The sequence below is a fragment of the Phaeobacter sp. 11ANDIMAR09 genome (genome assembly GCF_001294455.1).
Lineage (GTDB): Bacteria > Pseudomonadota > Alphaproteobacteria > Rhodobacterales > Rhodobacteraceae > Pseudophaeobacter.
The window spans coordinates 121,439-144,158 of sequence record NZ_LIKT01000004.1 but is presented as its reverse complement, the minus strand read 5'-3'; the positions used below and the strand labels follow the sequence as shown (position 1 = coordinate 144,158).

Below are 22,720 nucleotides of genomic sequence, written 5' to 3'. Positions count from 1 at the left end.
AAACAACAAAAGCCGCCGGACAGTCCGGCGGCTTTTTTGTGTCTGATCCAGGGGATTAACCTCATCGCTGTCCTGGCGCGAAACCTTGGCACGGCGCTCTCGCGCGCGCGGGGGCGGATCAGCCTGCGTGACAGGCGCCCCAGTCAGGCGGCGTAGCTCAGAATTCCCGGTGCCCAGTCGACCCAGCCCCGGTCGGAGCACTCAACCGACAGATCGACTTCAGCCCCCAGACCAAAGACCCGCAACCCGTAGCTGGGGTTGACCGACGATGTTTCCAGCACCCCCAGACCGCGCAGCCGTGTTTCGGTTGGCTCATCAATGACCTTCAGCAGATCATGCAGCTTGCGCAGCGCCTCAGCGCTCCAGTTGTTGCGGATCAGGTAATTCACCTGGCGTTTTTGATGCCGCCCCAAAAGATCGCCCTGGCTGTAGCGGGCCGTTTGGCTGTAGCGGGTGATTTTGGCCATCCAATGGGCCGGAGTCAGCCCTTCAAAATGCAGCAAGACTGCAGATTGGCACGCTAGGCCCATAGGGCGTTCGCGCGCCTGCGCCGAAGGAACCCGGGGACGGTGGATGCCCATCAGCAGATCGCAATCCTTGACCCGGACCAGGCTCTTCCCGGCGGTCTGACCGGCAAAACCCCCATTGGTGAAGCCGAATCCCGGACCATAGATAAGCCGCAGCACCCGCTGCTCCTGTCCAATGGGCACACGGAAGGCACCATCAAAGATCGTTTCTGGGGGCCTATTGCCAACAAAGGCACGCTCGCGCATTTCCAGGTGTAGGTATTCAATGCCGCTGGGCACCTGCGAAAGCTCCAGGCTGAGATCGCGCTGCGGCGACAGGAACTCATCCGCATCAATATGCAGCAACCAGTCCACTTCGGCGCGGCGCAGGGCATCCTGGGCATTGACGATCTGACGGCCTTCCTGGCTGCGCGGGCGTCCATTGTTGACACGGGCCCAATAGGCCTGATCACAGACGGTAACATCGACCGCCGGGATAACCGCCAACAGCTCCAGGGCCCGTGGCGATGGTTCGTCGAGATAGAGATAGACCTTGCTGGCCCCAATTGCTGCGTGATGCGCGGCAAAAGCTGCCAATAACTCTGGCGTTTCACGCGCCGTGCAGACGGTGCCCCAAGTTGCGGAGCCCGCTTCCGTATAATACATGCTCATGGCTTTTGCCTCAATTTTTATTAAAGCCATATTGCTCGAATTGATTCGCCACGGCAAGAGTCCTGTTAGGCGGCGTATGTGATCACACCCCAAAAAACCGTGATCACAAATATTGAAAATCTTCGGGAAATTTCCACTCTGCCTAAGAAAAACCTTTAAATGTTTGGCATATGACGGCGTTATGACAAAGATAATTGAAGCCAGACGGGACAGTTTCTCATGAACATCCACGAATATCAGGCCAAGGCCCTCCTTCGCAGCTACGGAGCGCCTGTTTCAGACGGCCGCGTCGTGCTAAAGGCCGACGAAGCCAAAACCGCAGCAGGCGAGCTTGACGGCCCGCTTTGGGTGGTAAAGGCGCAGATCCATGCCGGCGGTCGCGGCAAGGGCTCCTTCAAAGAAGCCGATGCCGGTGAAAAAGGCGGTGTCCGCCTGACCAAATCGGTCGAGGAAGCCTCGGAAGAAGCCAAGAAGATGCTGGGCCGCACCCTGGTCACCCATCAGACCGGCTCAGTGGGCAAGCAGGTCAACCGCATCTATATCGAAGCGGGCTCAGGCATTCAGACCGAATTGTACCTGGCGCTGCTGGTGGATCGCCAGACCTCGCGCATCTCTTTTGTCTGCTCCACCGAGGGTGGCATGGACATTGAAGAGGTTGCGGCAGCAACCCCTGAGAAAATCCTGTCCTTCTCAGTTGATCCGGCCACCGGCTATCAGGCCTTCCACGGCCGTCGCATCGCCTTCTCGCTGGGCCTGGAAGGTCAGCAGATCAAACAATGCGTCAAACTGATGGGCCAGCTGTACCAAGCCTTTACCGACAAAGACATGGAGATGCTGGAAATCAACCCGCTGATCGTCTCCGACACCGGTGATCTGAAAGTGCTCGACGCCAAGGTCAGCTTTGACGGCAACGCCATGTACCGTCACCCCGATGTAGCCGAGCTGCGCGACACCACCGAAGAAGACTCCAAAGAGCTGGAAGCTTCCAAGTATGACCTGAACTACATCGCGCTCGACGGTGAGATCGGCTGCATGGTGAACGGCGCGGGGCTGGCGATGGCCACCATGGACATCATCAAACTGTATGGTGCCGAGCCTGCAAACTTCCTCGACGTAGGTGGCGGCGCCACCAAAGAGAAAGTCACCGAGGCCTTCAAGATCATCACCTCGGACCCACAGGTCAAAGGCATCCTGGTCAACATCTTCGGCGGCATCATGCGCTGCGATGTGATTGCCGAGGGCGTGGTTGCCGCGGTGAAGGAAGTCGGCCTGCAGGTTCCGCTGGTAGTCCGCCTTGAGGGCACCAATGTGGAAGCCGGCAAAGAGATCATCAACACCTCTGGTCTTGACGTGATCGCAGCCGACAACCTGTCTGATGGTGCTGAAAAGATCGTCAAAGCAGTCAAAGGCTAATCCTTGGGGTGGGTGACAACCCACCTTTCCCCAAAGCACAGTATTCTAAGGAGAACGCCAAATGGCAGTCCTCATCGACGAAAACACCAAGGTCATCTGTCAGGGCTTCACCGGCTCGCAGGGCACCTTTCACTCTGAACAGGCCATTGCCTATGGCACCAAAATGGTCGGCGGTGTGACCCCAGGCAAAGGCGGTATAGACCACCTGGGCCTGCCGGTCTTTAACTCCGTGCACGAAGCCAAGCACGTGACCGAGGCCAATGCCTCCGTCATCTACGTGCCGCCCCCCTTTGCCGCTGACTCGATCCTCGAGGCGATCGACGCTGAGATGGAACTGATCGTCTGCATCACCGAAGGCATTCCGGTGCTGGACATGATGCGGGTTCAGCGCGCGCTGGAAGGGTCCAAATCGCGCCTGATCGGCCCCAACTGCCCCGGCGTGATCACCCCTGACGCCTGCAAGATCGGCATTATGCCCGGCCATATTCACAAACGCGGGAGCGTGGGTGTTGTATCGCGCTCCGGCACCCTAACCTATGAAGCTGTGAAACAGACTTCTGACATTGGTTTGGGCCAGTCTTCGGCCGTGGGCATTGGTGGCGACCCCATCAAAGGCACCGAGCATATCGACGTGCTGGACCTGTTCCTGGACGATGATGAAACAGAATCCATCATCATGATCGGTGAAATCGGTGGCTCCGCAGAAGAAGAAGCTGCTGAGTTCCTCGCCGAGCAGAAGAAAAAAGGCCGCTGGAAGCCGGTAGCGGGTTTCATCGCCGGCCGTACAGCCCCTCCCGGCCGCCGCATGGGCCACGCTGGCGCGATTGTTGCCGGTGGCAAAGGTGGTGCCGAGGATAAGATCGAAGCCATGCGCTCCGCTGGCATCGTTGTCGCCGAAAGCCCCGCGGGCCTGGGCGAAGCCGTGCTGAAAGCGATCAAAGGCTAAAGACTACCAGCCGGGGCGTAGAACGCGCCCCGGCCTCCCCACTCGAAACCGGCAGGCACACATGACGCAGGCACCCAAAATTCTGGGCTTTCGAAACACACAACAGGTAACTGCAGGCCTGTCGACCGGCCGTGCCATGCGCACGCCCTCTGCACAAATCTCCGTAAGCATTGCGAAACACATCTGCCTTATACCCTTCGGTCAAAGCCATTTGACCGACCAAATCTGCTCTATTTCGCAACCCAGTCTCTGATCCTCTGCAGTGAGAACACCCATGACAGACACCTCCTCCAACGACCTGTTCCACGCCTCCTCCTTTATGCAGGGGCACAATGCCGAATATCTTGAACAGCTCTACGCGCAATACGCCACCGACCCCTCAGCGGTAGATGCCGCCTGGGCCGAGTTCTTCCGCCAGATGGGCGATGCTGAGCCGGATGTGAAAGCCGAAGCCGCAGGCCCCTCCTGGGCGCGCGGCGACTGGCCCCCGGCTCCCAATGATGATCTGACAGCAGCCCTGACAGGTGAATGGCCCGCTCCGGTTGAGGCCAAATCCGCGGGCAAGAAGATTGCAGCAAAGGCCGAAAAGGCTGGTGTCGAAGTCTCGCAAGAGCAGATCCAGCGCGCCGTGCTTGATTCTATTCGCGCCCTAATGCTGATCCGCGCCTACCGTATTCGTGGCCATCTGGCCGCCGATCTTGATCCGCTGGCCATGCGCTCGGATGAGCCACATCCCGAGCTGGACCCGCAAAGCTATGGCTTTAACGAAGCGGATATGGATCGCCCGATCTTTATCGACAATGTGCTGGGCCTGCAGGTCGCCAGCATGCGCCAGATCGTCGACATCGTGAAGCGCACCTATTGCGGCACCTTTGCGCTGCAATACATGCATATCTCTGACCCGGCGCAATCGGCCTGGCTGAAAGAGCGCATCGAGGGCTACGACAAGGAAATCAAATTCACCCGCGAAGGCCGTAAGGCAATCCTCAACAAGATGGTTGAGGCCGAGGGTTTTGAGAAATTCCTGCATGTGAAATACATGGGTACCAAACGCTTTGGTCTGGATGGCGGCGAAAGCCTGATCCCGGCGATGGAGCAGATCATCAAACGTGGTGGTAATCTGGGCGTCGAAGAGATCGTCATCGGCATGCCCCACCGGGGTCGCCTGTCGGTGCTGGCCAATGTGATGCAGAAACCCTATCGCGCCATCTTCAACGAATTCCAGGGCGGCAGCTTCAAGCCTGAGGATGTCGATGGCTCCGGGGACGTCAAATACCACCTCGGCGCCTCCTCGGACCGTGAATTTGACGGCAACAACGTCCACCTCAGCCTGACCGCCAACCCCTCGCACCTGGAGGCGGTAAACCCGGTGGTTCTGGGCAAGGTCCGCGCCAAACAGGATCAGAAACACGACGATAGCCGCATGAAGGTCCTGCCAATCCTGCTGCACGGTGATGCTGCTTTCGCGGGCCAGGGTGTTGTTGCAGAGTGCTTTGCCCTGTCCGGCCTCAAAGGTCACAAGACAGGCGGCACCATGCATATCGTGGTGAACAACCAGATCGGTTTCACCACTGCGCCGCATTTCTCGCGCTCTTCGCCCTATCCCACCGACAATGCTCTGGTGGTTGAAGCGCCGATCTTCCACGTCAATGGTGATGACCCGGAAGCCGTGGTGCATGCCGCCAAAGTGGCCACCGAGTTCCGCCAGAAGTTCCACAAGGACGTGGTTCTCGACATCTTCTGCTACCGTCGCTTTGGTCACAACGAGGGCGACGAGCCCATGTTCACCAATCCGTTGATGTACAAAAAGATCAAGGGCCACAAAACCACGCTCAGCCTCTACACCGAACGTCTGGTCAAAGACGGGTTGATCCCCGAGGGCGAGATCGAGGACATGAAGGCCTCGTTCCAGGCGCATCTGAACGAAGAGTTCGAGATCGGCAAAGATTACAAACCCAACAAGGCCGACTGGCTGGATGGGCGCTGGTCGCATCTGGACAAAAAGGATGCCGATTACCAGCGTGGTGCCACCGCCATCGCACCGGAAACCATGGCGGAAATCGGCAAGAGCCTGGCCTCGGTGCCCGAGGGTTTCCCGATGCATAAGACCGTCGGCCGCTTTTTGGCGACACGCGGCAAGATGTTCGAAAGCGGGACCGGCTTTGACTGGGCAACCGGCGAAGCCCTGGCCTTTGGATCGCTTCTGACCGAAGGCTACCCGGTGCGTCTGGCTGGTCAGGATGCCACTCGTGGCACCTTCTCGCAGCGTCACTCCGGTATCATCAACCAGGAAACCGAAGAGCGGTACTTCCCGCTCAACAATATCCGCCCAGGTCAGTCACATTATGATGTGATCGATTCAGCCCTGTCGGAATATGCGGTTCTGGGTTTTGAATATGGCTACTCGCTGGCGGAACCAAACGCTCTGACCCTTTGGGAAGCGCAGTTTGGCGATTTTGCCAATGGCGCCCAGATCATGTTTGACCAGTTCATCTCCTCGGGCGAAAGCAAATGGCTGCGGATGTCCGGGCTGGTCTGTCTGATGCCCCACGGGTTTGAAGGCCAGGGGCCTGAGCACTCCTCTGCCCGTCTGGAGCGTTTCCTGCAGATGTGTGGTCAGGACAACTGGATTGTTGCCAATTGCACCACACCAGCCAACTACTTCCATATCCTGCGCCGCCAGTTGCACCGTTCCTTCCGCAAACCGCTGATGCTGGTGACCCCAAAATCGCTGCTGCGTCACAAGCTGGCAGTGAGCAAGGCCGAGGAATTCACCACCGGTTCCAGCTTCCACCGGGTGCTGTGGGACGATGCCCAGCAGGGCAATTCCGACACCAAACTGGCAGCGGATGATAAGATCAAGCGCGTCGTCATGTGCTCGGGCAAGGTCTATTATGATCTGCTGGAAGAGCGCGACGCCCGTGGCATCGACGACATCTATCTGATGCGGATCGAACAGTTCTATCCCTTCCCCGCCATCTCGATGGTGAAAGAGCTGGAGCGCTTCAAACAGGCCGAAATGGTCTGGTGTCAGGAAGAACCCAAGAACCAAGGGGCCTGGACCTTCATCGAACCCAATATCGAATGGGTGCTGAGCCGCATCAAGGCCAAGCACACCCGGCCCCAATATGTGGGCCGCGCCACCTCGGCGTCGCCGGCCACCGGTCTCGCCAGCCAACATAAAGCCCAACAAGCTGCGCTCGTGAACGACGCGCTGAGCATCTGAGGAAGACAGACATGACCACCGAAGTTCGCGTGCCCACCCTGGGCGAATCCGTAACCGAAGCCACTGTTGCCACCTGGTTCAAAAAACCCGGTGACAGTGTCGCGCAGGACGAAATGCTCTGTGAGCTGGAAACAGACAAGGTCACCGTAGAGGTGCCTGCTCCAGCCGCTGGCGTGTTGGCCGAAATCGTCGCTAACGAAGGCGACACTGTTGGCGTTGACGCCCTGCTGGCCAATATCTCCGCTGCGGGTGCCACTGCCGACCCAGCACCTGCCGCTGCATCCGCACCGGCTGCTTCTGCCCCTGCGGATGCAGGTGCTGTCACAGATGTCATGGTCCCCACTCTGGGCGAATCCGTGAGTGAGGCCACTGTCTCTGTCTGGTTCAAGAAGGTCGGCGACAGCGTCGCGCAGGACGAAATGCTCTGCGAGCTGGAAACCGACAAGGTGTCCGTCGAAGTGCCGTCGCCCGCAGCTGGTGTTCTGACAGAAATCACAGCCGCCGAAGGCGCCACGGTTGAAGCCAGCGCCAAACTCGGTGTGATCTCTGGCTCTGGCGCAGCGGCGGCGCCAACCGCAGCGCCTGCTGCGGTTGCTGCTCCTGCCGCCGCAGGCAAGGACATCGCCAATGCGCCATCGGCGGAAAAGGCCATGGCCGAGGCCGGGATCGCTGCCGCCAATGTTGCAGGCACCGGACGCGATGGCCGCATCATGAAAGACGATGTCGCCCGCGCCGTTGCCGCCGCGGCTGCAACCCCTGCCGCTGCCCCCGCAGCACCACGCGCACCAGTGGCTGCAAGTGACGCCGCCCGCGAGGAACGGGTCAAGATGACCCGCCTGCGTCAGACCATCGCCAAGCGCCTGAAGGACAGCCAGAACACCGCCGCCATGCTCACCACCTATAACGAGGTGGACATGGGCGAGGTCATGGCCCTGCGCAGCCAGTACAAGGACCAGTTTGAGAAGAAGCACGGCGTGCGTCTGGGCTTCATGTCATTCTTCACCAAGGCCTGCTGCCATGCCCTGAAAGAAGTGCCCGAGGTCAACGCCGAGATCGACGGCACCGACATCGTCTACAAAAACTACGTCAACATGGGCGTTGCCGCCGGCACCCCCACAGGTCTGGTGGTCCCGGTCATCCGTGATGCCGACGCGATGTCCTTTGCCGAAATCGAAAAAGCCATCTCTGCCAAGGGCAAACTGGCCCGCGATGGAAAGCTCTCGATGGCGGATATGCAGGGCGGCACCTTCACGCTCTCCAACGGTGGCGTCTATGGCTCGCTGATGTCCTCGCCGATCCTGAACCCGCCGCAGTCCGGTATCCTTGGCATGCACAAGATCCAGGACCGCCCGATGGCGATCAACGGTGAAGTGGTGATCCGCCCGATGATGTATCTGGCGCTGAGTTATGACCACCGCATCGTCGACGGCAAAGGCGCTGTGACCTTCCTGGTCCGCGTCAAGGAAGCCCTGGAAGATCCCCGCCGCCTGCTGATGGATCTGTAAACCTTTGCGGGGGTTTCCTAGCCAACCCTATAAAATCAGCGCGCCCAAAATTGGTGAAAGACCCAGCTATTGGGCGCGCTGGTGCGGGATAAAGTGCCCCGATTGCGGGCGCATCCAGTCAACGTTGGCTATGATGCGAACCAACCCGTGGAGAGGTGTGAACAAGACCGATTTTCACCTTTGCGGAACCTGCGGAACACACCTCTTTCTGACTGGAAAATCCCGCAATAGGCGTTTTTTCTTCCTGCTCGTGCCTGTCTTTTTTGCTGTAATGGTGCTCACATCTATCGCATTTGGCTTGTTGGGCTGGGTCATAACTGAGGACCCAAACAAAGGCGAACCAACGTTCGGTACCGGGGTTTTGATGGTGATAATGATTTTCATCGCCCTCAGTGCCATCAACGGTCGCCAGGAAGAGGTCGAGAGTGTCAAACTTGAAGGCGGTCCAACTCAATGAATTTCCAGCTCTGGGGCCTTGTCTGCCTCGTGCAGATGGCAGAGCCGATCAGCGGCCGAAACGACCTGACATTGCCCCTCAATACAGATTGTAATTGATGCCTATGACCACTGAACTCACAGTCCTCACCCTCGCCGCCCTGCTGCAGGTCCTGCAGTTTGGCGCCTATTCCTTTACCGCCAACCAACAGGTCAGCCGCCGCACCGCCCTCGGCCCGCGCGACGAACCGGTCACACTGACCGGCAAAGCAGGCCGCTTCAAACGCGCGATGGAAAATCACTTTGAAGGGCTCATTCTCTTCACCGTGGCCTGCCTGGTCGTGACCCTTGGCGCGCAATCCACCACAACCACCCAGACCTGCGCCTGGATCTACCTCGCAGCGCGTATCGCCTATGTCCCCGCCTATGCCCTGGGGCTCTCCCCCTGGCGGTCGGTGATCTGGTTTATCGGCCTTCTGGCCACCACATCCATGTTGATCGCCGCCCTCATCTAGGCTTTCATCTTTCCAACAAATATTCCGGGGGAGGCCCAATCGGGCCGGGGGCAGAGCCCCCTCCCCAGCCAAGCACAAAGGACCACAAAAATGGCAAGCTACGACGTCATCATCATCGGTGCAGGCCCCGGCGGCTATGTCAGCGCCATCCGCTGCGCCCAGCTGGGCCTCAAGACCGCCATCGTGGAGGGCCGCGAGACCCTCGGCGGCACCTGCCTTAACGTCGGCTGTATCCCTTCCAAGGCGCTGTTGCATGCCACCCATATGCTGCACGAAGCCGAGCACAACTTTGCCGGCATGGGTCTCAAAGGCAAAAGCCCTTCGGTCGATTGGAACCAGATGAAATCCTACAAGGAAGAGGTTGTCGGCCAGAACACTGGCGGCATCGAATTCCTGATGAAAAAGAACAAGATCGACTGGATCAAGGGCTGGGCCTCGATCCCTGCCGCCGGTCAAGTCAAGGTCGGTGACGAGACCCACGAGACCAAGAATATCGTCATAGCCTCCGGCTCGGTGCCCGCCGCCCTGCCCGGGGTCGAGGTGGACGAAAAGTTTGTGGTCACCTCCACCGGCGCGCTGGACCTGCCCAAGGTGCCAAAGAAAATGGTCGTCATCGGCGCTGGTGTGATCGGCCTGGAGCTGGGCTCGGTCTATGCCCGTCTTGGCGCAGAGGTCACCGTGGTCGAATACATGGATGCGGTCTGCCCCGGCATGGACAAGGACGTGCAGCGCGGCTTCAAGCGCATCCTGGAGAAACAGGGTCTGAACTTCATCATGGGCGCTGCCGTTCAGGGGGTTGAGGCCTCCAAGACCAAGGCCAAGGTCAAATATGCTCTGAAGAAGAGTCCCGAGACCGAAGAGGTGATCGACGCCGATGTGGTGCTGATGGCAACAGGGCGCAAACCCTATGCCGAGGGCCTGGGCCTTGATGCTCTGGGCGTCAAGCTGACCGAGCGCGGCCAGATCGCCACCGACGCTCAGTGGCGCACCAATGTGCCCGGCATCTATGCCATCGGCGACGTCATTGAGGGCCCAATGCTGGCCCATAAGGCCGAGGACGAGGGCATGGCGGTTGCCGATGTGATCGCGGGCAAACATGGTCATGTGAACTATGGCGTCATCCCAGGGGTGGTCTACACCACCCCCGAGGTCGCCACCGTTGGCGCCACCGAAGACGCGCTCAAAGCCGAGGGTCGCAAGATCAAGGTTGGCAAGTTCAACTTCATGGCCAATGCCCGCGCCAAGGCCGTGCATCAGGCCGAGGGTGGATTTGTCAAAATCATCGTGGACAAGGAAACCGATCGCGTCCTGGGCGCCGCCATCATTGGCCCCGCCGCCGGTGACATGATCCACGAGATCTGTGTGGCGATGGAGTTCGGCGCTTCAGCCGAGGATATCGCGCTGACCTGCCACGCCCACCCGACCTATTCCGAGGCGGTGCGTGAAGCCGCCCTCGCCTGCGGCGACGGCGCCATCCACAGCTAAACCCAACAGCGTCCCGGCTTTTTCCAAGCCGGGGCGTTTTTAAACCGAGCCCCCATTTGAAAAAACAAGTATTGATCCCGGTTGTTCTAACCGGCCTGGTAATCGGATTTCTCTCGGCTTCACAGCTTTGGCCCCGCCCCAGTCGAGCAGAGGGCATGGCCAGGCTCTTTGTTGAGTTTTGCCTGCCACATCACCGCGGTGAAAACATGCGCCCCAAGGCTTTAGCCGAATTTGTCGCAGAGAGTAGCGACCTGGCAGAGACGCGTTGGATTTTCAATGAAACCGCCAGCTATCTGTCTCTAAAAGCTAGTAAATGCAGTATCGACACCGTTCATCCATTTGCCCTGTCCCATGAAGACGCCGAAGATTTGCTCAATCTCGTGGAAACCATCGTAGCGGACGAATTCCCGGAGTTATCCTATGACCCCAAGGCCACCATGGGCCCAAATTCGATCAGTAAGGGATGGATGCAGGGCTCATCCTTTTCGCCTGACCGTTGGGGTGTCTTTTTTTGGGCCACTCCCGATTGGGGAGAGTCGTCAGGAAGTACTCTCTTTCTTGCATCCCCGCGCCATAAGGCCGATCCTGGTGACAACTGACCAAGAGAGGACACAGTCCAATGCCCACCACCCTGCAAGTGATTTACCCCGCTCGTGAAGACGCGGTTTTTGATTATGACTACTATCTCGAGACCCATCTGCCGCTGGTGCAGGAACATTGGGGCGAAGTGATCGAAGGCGTCGAAGTGACCAAAGGTCTGGCCAGCGGTCCTGATGTCCCGCCGGCCTATCTGGCCATCGCCACCATCACCTTCCCAGACATGGAAGCGCTCGACAAAGCCATGTCCGAAACCGGCGGCGTGATCGTGGATGACGTGCCCAATTTCACCAATGTCCGGCCCCAGATCCTGATTGGCGATTTGATCCACGGCTGATCAGTCGCTCAATCGCCAGCCCCCCATTTGCCGGGAGGCTCGCAAGTCCCCGGCAGCAATTATTCGTTCAGAGGCCCATAAACAACAGGCCAACGGCCAGATAGCCAAGGCTGAAGGCGGCAAACAGGATGTTTTGCCGCCAAAACCGCCAGCCAATGGGGTCTTTCAAGCGCAGCCAGTCGACAAAACCCTCGCGGAACTGAGGCGACAACCACAAGAGCAGCCCCCAGATCGCCAGGTAGCAGCCGATCCAGATCAGCGCGGCGCTGGCATTAGACCCTGTCTCTACCGGCTCCATGAATCACCACATGGTCTGGGCGGCACGCGCCCCCCAGGCTTGGTCATAGTCCTTGCCGCCTTCTTCGCCATCGGTCTGCTCGGCCAGGATCTCGCCCATGCTGGGCAGGCCCTTGCTTTCATCCAGACCGCTCCAGGTGCCTGCCCGCAGCATGGCGCGGGCGCATTGGCTGTAGATCTCGTCAATCGCAATGACGATGACCGTGGCGGGCAGTTTGCCTTTTTTCTCAAATCGGGCACGCAGATCCGCATCGGCAGTCACCTGCGCCGTGCCATTGACGCGCACAACATTGTTCGATCCGGGCACCAAAAACATCAGCGAGACCCGCCCATCGCGGATGATGTTACGCAGCGAATCCAGCCGGTTGTTGCCGCGCCAATCGGGCATGGCCAGGGTGCCTGGGTCCAACTCCTGCACCACCGGGCCATCATCACCGCGCGGGCTGTCATCGGTTCCTTCGGGGCCAACAGTGGTCAACATGCAAAGCTTGGACGCCATGATCCATTTGCGATAGAGCGGCGTCATGCGACGCGCCACTTTACGTAGCGAAGGTGCGCCGGGCTTGCCGTAGAGCGCCTCCAGGTCTTCGATCTTCTTAAGATACTGCATCAGGATCAAACCCCACTTCGCGCATCAAGGCATTGGATTTTGCTTCAACTCGGGCTTCCAAGAGCTCCATGAATTCTTTGCGCTCCAGGCCCGCGTCGATCTGGTCGAGGAATTCGACCACCGCGACCCCGGGCTTGCGCATAATCCCCGTGCGCGGCCAGAGCACGCCGACATTGGTCGCCACCGGCACGCAGGGCTGCGCCAATTGCTCATAGAGAACCCCAGTGCCCACCTTATAGTCGGCCTTGACGCCTGGAGCCACGCGGGTGCCCTGGGAATAGATGATCAGCTGGCCTGCCTCCTGGTGGCCCTCCTGGACGTCCATGACCATTTTCTCAATCGCGGCACCGCGTTTGCCGCGATCCACGGCGACACAGTCCAGCAGTTTCGCATATTGACCAATCACCGGGGTGCGCAGGATCTCTTTTTTCATGATGAACTTGGCCGTGGGCAGCGCGGTAAAGATCATCATGATATCCAAAAAGGACTGATGCTTGGCCGCGATCAGCACTTCCCCTGATGGCGGTGTGCCGCGCACCTCGCAGCGGATGCCGACCATCAAACGCGCCGTCCAGAAAACCCAGCGCGAATAGCTCTTGCAGCAGGCCCGCGCGCCACGTTTGCTAAAGATGGCCCAGGGCGCAAAGACCAGACCAAAGATCGGCATCATGAAATAGATCTGAAACACAAACAGGAATGACCGGAGCCACTGGAGTGCAAATTTCACGTTAAATCTCCCAAACGTTTATTGGCCGCGCGGGTTGTAGCAGCAAAGGCGACCAGCGCGCCCAGCGGTGGGATCAGGAGCGGTAGCAGCCAGGCCCAGCCCTGAAAGCCAAGTCCAGTCAAAAACCCGCCTTCATTTGAGGCTGCCGGCATCAGCCAGACTCCGATCATGCCCAATCCGACACCTGCAGCAGCCCCGCCAAGGGCGCGCAGCGTAAAGCGTCGCACAAAGGCATGGGCGATATAGCTGTCCAATGCCCCAACCAGTCGCAGCACTTCGATCACCTGAGCATTGGCCGCAAGGGCCGCATTGGCTGCCAGGGTAATCATGGCTGCCGTGGCCCCGGCAATCAGCAGGATGGACACCGCGCCCAGGCGGCGCAGAGCCCGGGCGGCATCCACCAGCGGGGCGCGCCAGCGGGTGTGGTCATCCAGCACCGCGCCGGGCACCTCAGCCTGCAGACGCAGCCGCAGACCAGTGCCGTCATAGCCGGGGTCGCCTTCGATCACCTCGATCAACTGCGGCACAGGCAGGCTGTCGATGGGGAGGGCTGCGCCAAACCAGGGTGCCAGCAGCTCAGCCTGTTCTTCGGCTGTAAAGGCCCGGGCAGAGGCGACGCCGGGGGTTTGGCGTAACAAAGTCAGTGCCGCTTCGGTCTGGGCCAGGCGCTGTTCAGCGGGAGCATTGATCCGCAGGGTCGCGGCCCGGGCCAGCTCATCCGCCCAGCGATTGGCCAACCGCCCCGAGGCCAGCGACAGGGCCAGGGCAAAGACCGCCAGAAAGGCCATGGCGCCCGAGACAAACAGCGTCAGCTGAGCCGTAAAGCCGCTGGGGGGGACCACCCGGTCCGCCTGGGCATCGCCCACAATGAGTTTGCGCAACCGTCCTTCGCTCATAGGTCTGCCCCCGCTTGGATCAGCTGTTTGGCCGAGATCCGCAACACCCGGGCCTGCACCTGTTTCTTGGCGGCCCGGATCAGAGCCATGTCATGGGTCGCCACCAGAATGGTCTTACCCATCCGGTTGAGTTCGACCAGGAGCTGCAACAATCGCTGAGACATTTCCCAATCAACATTGCCCGTGGGCTCATCGGCGATGATCACATCCGGTGACAGGATCACCGACCGCGCCAGCGCCGCCCGTTGCCGCTCGCCACCGGACAGTTCCGGCGGCAGCGCATCGGCGCGCTGCGACAGCCCCACCCAATTCAGCAATTCCCGTAGGTTCGCCTCTTCCTGGGCCAGGTCTTTGCCGGCAACGATCAAAGGCAGCGCGATGTTTTCGATCACCGGCAGGTGGTCCAGAAACCGGCAGTCCTGATGCACCACACCAACCCGGCGGCGCAGATGCGCCATCTGATCCCGATCCAACCCCTGCACATCCATGTTGAAGGCCCGCACCCGGCCCGAAGTCGGGGTCAGCGCGCCATAGCACAGTTTCAACAGGGTGGTCTTACCCGCGCCCGAAGGTCCGGTCAGGAAATGAAAAGACCCAGGCGCCAGCTTCACCGAGACATCGCTCAGCAGCTCCCCGCCTCCGTAGTTATAGCCAACGTTTTCCAGCTCTATCACGACTGTCCCCTGTTTGCGCTCAGCAGTTTTGCCCCAGCAGCCCGTCAGTTTCAATGGGCCATGGTTCAAAGCAGCCAATGCAGGCCTGTCACGGTGGCTGCTTTGGCATAATTCACCCTTTCGCCAAAGCGCCGAACTGCCTATTGTCATTTAAAAATACTGCCGACAGCTCCCCGGAGACCGCCGGGGTCAAGGAGATCTTTATGCGTCTGACATGCCCGAATTGTGGTGCCCAGTACGAAGTGCCGGATGACGTCATTCCAGAAGAAGGCCGTGATGTGCAGTGTTCCAATTGCGGGGATACCTGGTTTCAGCATCCCGCAGGCTATACGCCAGCGGCTGAGACCGAAGAGGCTGCGACGTCAGAGGCACCAAGCCCTGACATGACCCAGACAGAGGCAACCCCCTCCCCTTCACAACAACAGGGTGAGGCAGAATTCCCGTCTGTTTCAGGGGCCGAGGCTCCGGTGGCCAAGGTGGAAATCGCTTCAGAGTCCGCCGCAGAGATGCCGACATCTGGGGACGACACCGGTCCAGAAGAGGTCGAGAGCACCGATGCTGCGCCGCAAGCCGAAGATCCAGGCGCGCAGGACCAATACGACCAAACCGAAGCGATGCCAGCGGCAGAGGAGGCGAGCGCGCCGCAGTCCCCCCGTGGGTTGGACCCGGCCCTGAGCGATATTCTGCGCGAGGAGGCAGAGCGTGAGGCCAGCCTGCGCGCCGCCGATCAAAATCAATCGCAGTCATTGGAGATACAGCCGAACCTTGGTTTGGATGACCTGCCAGAGAATGACGAGGCGCGGCGCAACCGGCAGGCCCAGGATCGTATGGCACGCATCCGCGGCGAAGATCCCCGCCGACTGGCCGCTGAGGCCAGCGGGCTAAAGCGAGGCGTCCTGCCCGATATCGAAGAGATCAATTCGACTCTGCGCGCGGCCGATAGTACCGCCCAGCCGCCTGTCACTGACACCTTACCACCAGCGGCCCGAAAATCCGGGTTCACCCGTGGATTTGCTCTGGCAATCCTGGCGGTGCTGGCCCTGGTGATGGTCTATAGTAATGCGCCACAGATTGCAGAGATCCTGCCGCAAGCCGATCCCTATCTCAGCAGCTATGTGACCTGGGTGGATAAGATGCGCCTCTGGCTGGATCTGCAGGTCTCAGCCTTGCAAAACCCGCAGCTCTAGACTGCCCCCTCAGTCAGGCCAACCCGCCCGGCCAACCTGCCAGGCCAGCCAGGATTGGCGAGACAGTCTCAGTGCCGCGTCCTGCCCACCAGGGCGGCTGAGCGGATCAGAACTGATCCAGCAGGCGTTCGAAATAGCGCAATTCGTCCTCAGAACGGTCCTGTTCGCCCATCCGGCGACGCAGCTCTTCCAGCAGATCCCAGGCCCGACGATGTCCCCGGCCATTGCCGAACTCCGAGTTGAGCTGATCTCCCAGCCCCGCAGCATTGCGATCACGGCCCAAGGGGTCGGCCCGCCCCATGGACTGGCTGTCGCCCTGCCCCGGTTGCTGTCCTGGCTGTTGATTGTTCTGTGCCATGGCCTCCCCCAGAGCACGCAGACCTTCGCGCAGCGCCTCCATGGCTTCTGATTGACGGTCAATCGCCTCGGCCAGATCTCCCTGGCGCAGAGCCTCTTCCGCCCCCTCCATCGCCTCTCCGGCGCGGTCCAGCGCCTCTCCTGTGGCTTCGCCCTCGCCTCCCTGTCCCAGCGGCAGCCCCTCTTGCTGGCGCCGCAATGCATCGCGCAGGGCCTGCTGCTGCTCAGCCAGACTGCCAGCACCTGTGCCGCCCCCATCAGCGCCGCCCTGCGCGGATCCACCTGGCGCCTGGCCGTTTTGGCCCTCACTGCCGTTCTGACCTGACTGGCCTTCGCCGCCCGAGCCGCCCTGGTGCTGTTGCCCCCGGCCCTGGCCACCGCTGCGCCCCTCGTTGTTCTGGCTTTCACCAGCCTGCGCATTGGGATTGAACTGTTCCTGCAAATCGCGGAAGGCCTGATCCGACAGCCCCTGCTGCTGCTGCAAAGTCTCGCCCAGTTCCTCCATGGCTTGCTGGCCGTCAGAGCCGTTTTGCCCCTGCTGGTTTTGGGTCATCCGCATGTTTTCCATCATGCGTTGGAACTCTTCCAAGGCCTGTTCGGCCTCGGCCATGCGGCCCTGTTCCATCAATTCCTGGATGCGGTCCATCATCGCCTGCAGATCCTGCTGGCTCAGCGTCATGCCGTTTTCCTGTGCCTCAGAGCTCTCCCCAGAGGGATTGTCGCGCTGTGCCTGGCGTTGCAACTGGCGCATATAATCCTGAGTGGCTTCGCGCAGCTTCTGCATCAAGCGGGCAATTTCTTCATCGCTGGCCCCGTCGCGCATGGCCTGGCTCAGGCGTTCCTTGGCCCGCTGCATCCGCTCCAGCGCATCACCAATATCGCCCTCTTCCAGGCTCTGCGCCAAAGCCCAGAGCGCGGCAGCGCTTTCCTCCTGCTGGCCGTCGGTAATAGGTTGCCCCGCCGCAGCCCCCTGCTGCACCGCAGCCTCCAACCGGTGCAGAATGCCCCGCATCTGCAGATAGCTCCCAGCCTCGCGAAACAGGTCCTCGGGGCGGTGCGACAGGGCCCGCAGCACCCGGGTGATGCGCAGGCTGTTGCCCCGCGTCCAGATCAGATCCCGCCGCTGCTCCGCTACCGCCGCCGCCAGCGGATCAAAGAAACGTGGCGCAACCAGAGGCGCCCCCAACCCAGAGGAGACCGAAGACTGCCCGGCGGCATCGCGCACAGAAAAGCTGAAGATCACGGGCAAATTCGCCCAGGGGTGCGCAGCGAAATCCTCGATCAGGAACCCGTCAAAGGCCTGTCGAGACCCGCTCACCGGCAGCGGCAGGTCCAATTCGATGTCGCCGCGCGTTTCCGGCTCCAGTGCCAGCCCGTGTCGGCGCGACAGGGCCAGATAGTCCAGCGAAATCCGCACCGTTCCGCCCTCAACCCCATAGTCATCCTGCGCCAGGAAGGGCAGCGACAAGGCGCCGTCTTCGGTCAGTTCCGGCAATCCGGTAATCGAAACATGGGGCGGCTGATCCGTCAGCACTGCAATGTCCCAACGCTGCCCGCCCTGGCCCAGGATCTCAAGCGAGCCAGAGCGTTGCACCTCAACGTCATATTCAAGCCTGGGCTCCTCGCTGACCGTTTCATCCGGCACCGACAGGCTATGGGCCAGAGTCAGGGCCCCGGCTTCACCATAGAACCGCAGGGTGATACGGCTGCCCTGGGCAAGCTCTAGCGCCTCCCCCGCCTGATCATTGAGATAGAGCACGGGCAGGCCAGTATAGCGCGGCGGCTCGATCCAGCCCTCCCAGGAGGGACCGGTCAGCCCAGCCTCTGCGCCCCCCGGCGCAATGGCTGACAGAGTGCCGACACGCCAGAAGGAGCCAAAGATCAGCGCAATGAGCAGCGAGACCAGCGCCACATAACGCAGCGCATAGGGATCGGCAGCAGCAAGCCGCAGATTGGGGGCCGGTGCTTTGGCGTGGGCCGCAACGCGTGCCATACGGACCTGATGCGCCTGCCACAAAGCCGCCGTCGCGCTATCTTCGACGCCCGTTGCCTGCACATCCAACAGGGCCGTGACCGGACGCCCGGGCAGGCTGGCATCCAAACGCGCCAGAACCTCGGCCTGATTTGGGAAACGAAAGCGCCATAGCGCAAAAATCAGACCGGCAAGCATAGCCAGCAGCGCCGCACCAGCACCGCCCAGAACTACGGCACGGGGCAAAATCTCATGCAGCCCCAGCATCAGCATCGCCGTCGATGCCGCCACTACAGAGAACAGCGGCCAGAAGGCCCGCAACACGCGTTCGCAAAACAGCCCCCCCCGGGTCAGCCGCAGAGGCCAGCGCAGGGGCTGTAGTCTCGGGTCAGTCTTGCCAGCGCGCGCCATTACCGCTCTGCCTCCTTTGGGCCGTGCATGTGGCACAACACGCGACAGGATCAGCCGGTTTTGTCAGAGCCACTCCGGAATGCTATCGCGGTTTATCATTTCGTCATAGTCTGGCCGTGCACGAATAACCGCAAATTGATCCCCATGCACCAGAACTTCGGGAATGAGCGGGCGCGAATTGTATTCGCTGGCCATCACCGCACCATAGGCCCCGGCTGAGCGGAAGGCGATCAGATCCCCAGCCTTCAGCGGCGGCATATTGCGTTCCTTGGCAAAGGTATCGCCGGTTTCGCAAACCGGGCCGACGATATCATAGGGGCGGTTCTCAATCCCCGGAGCGGGCTCATTTACTGCAACGATATCGTGATGCGCTTCGTACATGGCGGGGCGGATCAGATCATTCATCGCCCCATCAACAATCAAGAACTCGCGATCTTCACCGGATTTCACATAGATCACCTTGCTGACCATCAGGCCCGCATTCCCCGCAATCAGGCGGCCCGGCTCGATCTCGATCTCGCAGCCCAGATGCCCCAGCGTCTCCTTGATCAGCTGACCATATTCCACCGGCAGCGGCGGTGCCTCGTTCGAACGGGTATAGGGAATGCCCAAACCCCCGCCCAGATCAAGGCGGTGAATGTCATGGCCATCGGCGCGCAGGCTCTCGGTCAGTTCTGCGATCTTTTCATAGGCCTTACGGAAGGGCTCCAGTTCCGTCAGCTGCGAGCCGATATGGCAATCAATGCCAATGACCTTTAACCCCGGCAGCGTGGCAGCATGGGCATAGACCTCACGGGCACGAGAAATTGGAATGCCAAATTTATTCTCGGATTTACCAGTGGCGATTTTGGCATGGGTCTTGGCATCCACATCGGGGTTGACCCGGATGGTGATGGGCGCCACCTGCCCCAGCTCCAGCGCCACCGCATTGATCACTGCCATTTCAGGTTCAGATTCCACATTGAACTGACGAATCCCGCCGCTCAGAGCACAGCGGATTTCCTCGGCCGTTTTGCCAACACCGGAGAAAACGATTCGATCCCCAGGAACCCCAGCCGACTTGGCACGCAGGTATTCGCCCTGGCTGACCACATCCATGCCCGCGCCTGCCTGGGCCAGGGTCTTGAGGATGGCCTGATTGCTGGCCGCTTTCATCGCATAGCAGACCAGATGATCCATGCCAGTCAGAGCCTCGTCAAACAGACGAAAGTGGCGCAACAGGGTTGCGGTGGAATAGACATAAAACGGAGTGCCCACAGCAGCCGCGATCTCGGCAACCGGCACGTCTTCGGCGTAGAGCGCGCCGTCGCGGTAGAGAAAGTGATCCATAAAGGGCGATTAGACCAAAACCGGCAGCACTGGCAAATGATTCCCTGCCATCGATTGCGCTTTGGTCAGCAAGAATATGGGTACAAATGCGACGGGTTAAAAATTGTGAGAAACGCCCACACGGGCATATCCCGAAACGCTGACCCCAGAAGAGGGGCCCGGATCCGCCTTTTCGGCCTTGGGAGGTTCAGCATAGGACTGCGGCAGGTCACAGGCGGACAGGCCAAAGAAGCCCAGAACCAAGAGAAATCGGATCATTTTATAAAGGCTCCTGCCCATTTGGCGTTTCGAATTGTTATGCGACGTCTCTGGCTACTCCGGATGCCAGATCGCGTGGCTCAGAAACCAAACGAGAGATTGAACGGTCCCTTTTGCACCCCAACAGATCCCCCGGCATGAACGCCATTGTTGGAAACCCCAACCCCTGCGTTCAACGAGGGGCGCACGGGTTCACCATCAACGCCACAAGCGCTTAGACCACCGGTCAAAACGGCGATCCCAATCAGTTTGAGCATCCAATTGTTCATTCTGGCATCTCCAAAAACCGGCCCGGTTCTTACTGAGCCTAGATGGGCAGCATGGGCAGCATTTCAAGGCCGCCCATGGCCAATTTTCTTCTGTGCAGTCGCCCGTTTAGGCCTCCAGAACGGCCGTCCAGCGTGCCACCTGAGCCCGCACCTGCACCGGTGCCGTGCCACCGTAGGACAGCCGCGAGTTTACCGAGTTTTCAACGCCAAGGACAGTAAAGACACCGGCGGTGATCTCAGCATGTACGCCCTGCATGTCCTCCAGCGTCAGATCCGGCAGGTCGCAGCCCCGCGCCTCCGCCATTGCCACCAGCGATCCGGTCACGTGATGGGCATCGCGGAACGGCAGCCCCAGCACCCGAACCAGCCAATCGGCCAGATCAGTCGCGGTAGAGAAACCGGTTCCGGCGGCTGCCGCCAACTCGGCGCGGTTGCCGGTCATATCCTTGACCATGCCTTCCATCGCAGCGAGCGCCAGCATCCAGCTGTCGGCGGCGTCAAAGACCTGCTCTTTGTCTTCCTGCATGTCTTTGGAATAGGCCAGCGGCAGACCCTTCATCACCATCATCAGCGCGGTGTTGGCGCCAAAAATCCGACCCACCTTGGCGCGGATCAGCTCGGCAGCATCCGGGTTTTTCTTTTGCGGCATGATCGAGGAGCCGGTGGAGAAGCGATCCGACAGGGTGACAAAGCGGAACTGCGCCGAGGACCAGATCACCAACTCTTCGGCAAAGCGCGACAGGTGCACGGCGCTGATCGAGGCGGCCGACAGGAACTCCAGCGCAAAGTCACGGTCCGAGACCGCATCCAGTGAATTGGCAGCCGGGCGGTCAAAGCCCAGCGCCGCTGCGGTCATGTCGCGGTCGATCGGAAAGGAAGTGCCTGCCAGCGCAGCCGCGCCCAGAGGCGATTCGTTCATCCGCTTGCGCGCGTCGCGCACCCGGCTCAGATCGCGGCCAAACATCTCGACATAGGCCATCATGTGATGGCCCCAGGTCACCGGCTGCGCCACCTGCAGATGGGTAAAGCCGGGCATGGCCCAATCCGCCCCCGCTTCGGCCTGGCTCAGCAGCGCACGGATCAGCGCCAGCAGGCCCGATTCTGCGGCATCCAGCTGATCGCGCACCCAGAGTTTGAAATCGGTCGCCACCTGATCGTTGCGCGACCGCCCCGTGTGCAGACGGCCTGCCGGCTCGCCGATCACCTCTTTCAGGCGGGCTTCGACATTCATGTGAATGTCTTCCAGCGCGGTGGAGAACTGGAAGGTGCCGTTCTCGATCTCTGACAAGACCGTGAGCAGCCCTTCCCGAATTGCCTCGGCGTCGTTATCGCTTATAACGCCTGTTGCGGCCAACATCGCTGCATGGGCCCTGGAGCCAGCAATGTCCTGGGCAGCCATCCGTTTGTCAAAACCGATCGAGGCGTTGATCGCCTCCATGATCGCGTCTGGGCCAGCGGCGAAACGGCCGCCCCACATCTGGTTCGAGGCTTGATCTGTCATGGTGGAATCCCGGAGATAATATGCGTCTGTTACGTCATCTTTCCCTTTATATCGCCCTGGGCCTGGGTGCAAATGCGGCGTCTGCTGCAGATGTTGCACAACTGGAAGCCCTGCGCGCCGATAGCCTGAAACGACTGGTGGTGCATGCTGAGCCCCGCGATGTCTCTGAAGCTTCGTTTTTCCTGGAGGACGACAGCGGCACGGCAACTTTGCAGGACTACAAGGGCAAGGTGGTTCTACTGAACTTCTGGGCCACCTGGTGCGCCCCCTGCCGCAAGGAAATGCCGCAGATCGCAGAACTGCAAGAAGAGTTTGGCGGCGATGACTTTGAGGTGCTGACCATTGCTGCCGGGCGCAACTCTCCGGCTGGTATTCTCAAATTTTTTGAGGAAAACAGCATCACCAACCTGCCGCGCCACCAGGATCCCAAACAGGCCCTGGCGCGTGAAATGGCGGTGATTGGCCTGCCTATCACAGTGCTGCTGGATCGCGAGGGTAAAGAGGTTGCCCGCCTGCTGGGCGACGCCGAATGGAATTCCGAGAGCGCTAAGGCCATCGTGGCCGCAATGATCGAAGCCGAGTAACCCCACCGCTT

General features: G+C 60.3%; 22 protein-coding genes. 11 read left to right on the top strand and 11 right to left on the bottom strand.

Annotation, left to right across the window (positions count from 1 at the left end; genetic code table 11):
* Positions 1-143: 143 nt before the first annotated feature.
* Positions 144-1,178 (bottom strand): glycosyltransferase family 2 protein, encoded by a 1,035-nt coding sequence (locus tag AN476_RS04975; RefSeq protein ID WP_054459877.1) that lies wholly within the window; start codon positions 1,176-1,178, stop codon positions 144-146.
* Between the two features lie 219 nt (positions 1,179-1,397).
* Here AN476_RS04975 and sucC point away from each other — a divergent pair, with 219 nt between their 5' ends.
* The 9 genes from sucC (at position 1,398) to AN476_RS04930 (ending at position 11,637) form a co-directional block, all read left to right on the top strand.
* On the top strand, positions 1,398-2,591 hold the full coding sequence (sucC, locus tag AN476_RS04970) for an ADP-forming succinate--CoA ligase subunit beta (RefSeq protein WP_054459876.1): 1,194 nt from the start codon (positions 1,398-1,400) through the stop codon (positions 2,589-2,591).
* 61 nt (positions 2,592-2,652) lie between these two features.
* A complete protein-coding gene (gene sucD, locus AN476_RS04965) occupies positions 2,653-3,537 on the top strand; it encodes a succinate--CoA ligase subunit alpha (RefSeq protein ID WP_054459875.1) in 885 nt (294 codons plus the stop codon).
* Between the two features lie 274 nt (positions 3,538-3,811).
* Positions 3,812-6,763 carry a 2-oxoglutarate dehydrogenase E1 component gene (locus AN476_RS04960; protein ID WP_054459874.1) on the top strand — a complete coding sequence of 984 codons (2,952 nt, stop codon included), beginning with the start codon at positions 3,812-3,814 and terminating at the stop codon, positions 6,761-6,763.
* 11 nt (positions 6,764-6,774) lie between these two features.
* Positions 6,775-8,268, top strand: a complete 1,494-nt coding sequence (odhB, locus tag AN476_RS04955) for a 2-oxoglutarate dehydrogenase complex dihydrolipoyllysine-residue succinyltransferase (protein ID WP_054459873.1) — start codon at positions 6,775-6,777, stop codon at positions 8,266-8,268.
* 157 nt (positions 8,269-8,425) lie between these two features.
* Positions 8,426-8,725, top strand: a complete 300-nt coding sequence (locus AN476_RS04950) for a hypothetical protein (RefSeq protein ID WP_054459872.1) — start codon at positions 8,426-8,428, stop codon at positions 8,723-8,725.
* 103 nt (positions 8,726-8,828) lie between these two features.
* A complete protein-coding gene (locus AN476_RS04945) occupies positions 8,829-9,218 on the top strand; it encodes an MAPEG family protein (RefSeq protein ID WP_054459871.1) in 390 nt (129 codons plus the stop codon).
* A 90-nt stretch (positions 9,219-9,308) separates the two neighbouring features.
* Positions 9,309-10,703 (top strand): dihydrolipoyl dehydrogenase, encoded by a 1,395-nt coding sequence (gene lpdA / locus AN476_RS04940; RefSeq protein WP_054459870.1) that lies wholly within the window; start codon positions 9,309-9,311, stop codon positions 10,701-10,703.
* Between the two features lie 155 nt (positions 10,704-10,858).
* A complete protein-coding gene (locus tag AN476_RS04935; protein WP_253279832.1) occupies positions 10,859-11,302 on the top strand; it encodes a hypothetical protein in 444 nt (147 codons plus the stop codon).
* 20 nt (positions 11,303-11,322) lie between these two features.
* Positions 11,323-11,637 carry an EthD family reductase gene (locus AN476_RS04930; protein ID WP_054459868.1) on the top strand — a complete coding sequence of 105 codons (315 nt, stop codon included), beginning with the start codon at positions 11,323-11,325 and terminating at the stop codon, positions 11,635-11,637.
* Positions 11,638-11,704: 67 nt separating this feature from the next.
* Here the strand turns inward: AN476_RS04930 and AN476_RS04925 are convergent, their stop codons facing one another.
* From AN476_RS04925 to AN476_RS04905, 5 genes are read right to left on the bottom strand one after another with little or no spacing between them, the layout of a single operon-like run.
* Positions 11,705-11,935 carry a hypothetical protein gene (locus AN476_RS04925; protein WP_054459867.1) on the bottom strand — a complete coding sequence of 77 codons (231 nt, stop codon included), beginning with the start codon at positions 11,933-11,935 and terminating at the stop codon, positions 11,705-11,707.
* A 3-nt stretch (positions 11,936-11,938) separates the two neighbouring features.
* The gene (locus AN476_RS04920) at positions 11,939-12,544 is read right to left on the bottom strand and encodes a pyridoxamine 5'-phosphate oxidase family protein (protein WP_054459978.1); all 606 of its coding nucleotides are present in this window, start codon (positions 12,542-12,544) and stop codon (positions 11,939-11,941) included.
* The gene (locus tag AN476_RS04915; protein ID WP_054459866.1) at positions 12,531-13,271 is read right to left on the bottom strand and encodes a 1-acyl-sn-glycerol-3-phosphate acyltransferase; all 741 of its coding nucleotides are present in this window, start codon (positions 13,269-13,271) and stop codon (positions 12,531-12,533) included. The genes AN476_RS04920 and AN476_RS04915 overlap by 14 nt, the downstream gene beginning before the upstream one ends.
* A complete protein-coding gene (locus AN476_RS04910) occupies positions 13,268-14,167 on the bottom strand; it encodes an ABC transporter permease (protein WP_054459865.1) in 900 nt (299 codons plus the stop codon). The genes AN476_RS04915 and AN476_RS04910 overlap by 4 nt, the downstream gene beginning before the upstream one ends.
* On the bottom strand, positions 14,164-14,841 hold the full coding sequence (locus AN476_RS04905; protein ID WP_054459977.1) for a cell division ATP-binding protein FtsE: 678 nt from the start codon (positions 14,839-14,841) through the stop codon (positions 14,164-14,166). The genes AN476_RS04910 and AN476_RS04905 overlap by 4 nt, the downstream gene beginning before the upstream one ends.
* A 203-nt stretch (positions 14,842-15,044) precedes the next feature.
* Between AN476_RS04905 and AN476_RS04900 the strand changes: the two genes are divergently transcribed.
* Positions 15,045-16,028 (top strand): zinc-ribbon domain-containing protein, encoded by a 984-nt coding sequence (locus AN476_RS04900; protein ID WP_054459976.1) that lies wholly within the window; start codon positions 15,045-15,047, stop codon positions 16,026-16,028.
* 106 nt (positions 16,029-16,134) lie between these two features.
* Here AN476_RS04900 and AN476_RS04895 read toward each other — a convergent pair whose 3' ends face one another.
* The 5 genes from AN476_RS04895 to argH form a co-directional block, all read right to left on the bottom strand.
* A complete protein-coding gene (locus AN476_RS04895) occupies positions 16,135-18,768 on the bottom strand; it encodes a DUF4175 domain-containing protein (protein ID WP_054459864.1) in 2,634 nt (877 codons plus the stop codon).
* A 63-nt stretch (positions 18,769-18,831) separates the two neighbouring features.
* Entirely contained in the window at positions 18,832-20,097 is a 1,266-nt protein-coding gene (lysA, locus tag AN476_RS04890; protein WP_054459863.1) for a diaminopimelate decarboxylase, read from the bottom strand.
* Between the two features lie 96 nt (positions 20,098-20,193).
* A complete protein-coding gene (locus AN476_RS22805) occupies positions 20,194-20,355 on the bottom strand; it encodes a hypothetical protein (RefSeq protein WP_253279831.1) in 162 nt (53 codons plus the stop codon).
* An 80-nt stretch (positions 20,356-20,435) separates the two neighbouring features.
* Positions 20,436-20,624 carry a hypothetical protein gene (locus tag AN476_RS04885; protein WP_054459862.1) on the bottom strand — a complete coding sequence of 63 codons (189 nt, stop codon included), beginning with the start codon at positions 20,622-20,624 and terminating at the stop codon, positions 20,436-20,438.
* A gap of 106 nt (positions 20,625-20,730) precedes the next feature.
* Entirely contained in the window at positions 20,731-22,125 is a 1,395-nt protein-coding gene (gene argH / locus AN476_RS04880) for an argininosuccinate lyase (protein WP_054459861.1), read from the bottom strand.
* 20 nt (positions 22,126-22,145) lie between these two features.
* Here argH and AN476_RS04875 point away from each other — a divergent pair, with 20 nt between their 5' ends.
* Positions 22,146-22,709 carry a TlpA disulfide reductase family protein gene (locus AN476_RS04875; protein WP_054459860.1) on the top strand — a complete coding sequence of 188 codons (564 nt, stop codon included), beginning with the start codon at positions 22,146-22,148 and terminating at the stop codon, positions 22,707-22,709.
* The last annotated feature ends 11 nt before the right edge of the window (positions 22,710-22,720 follow it).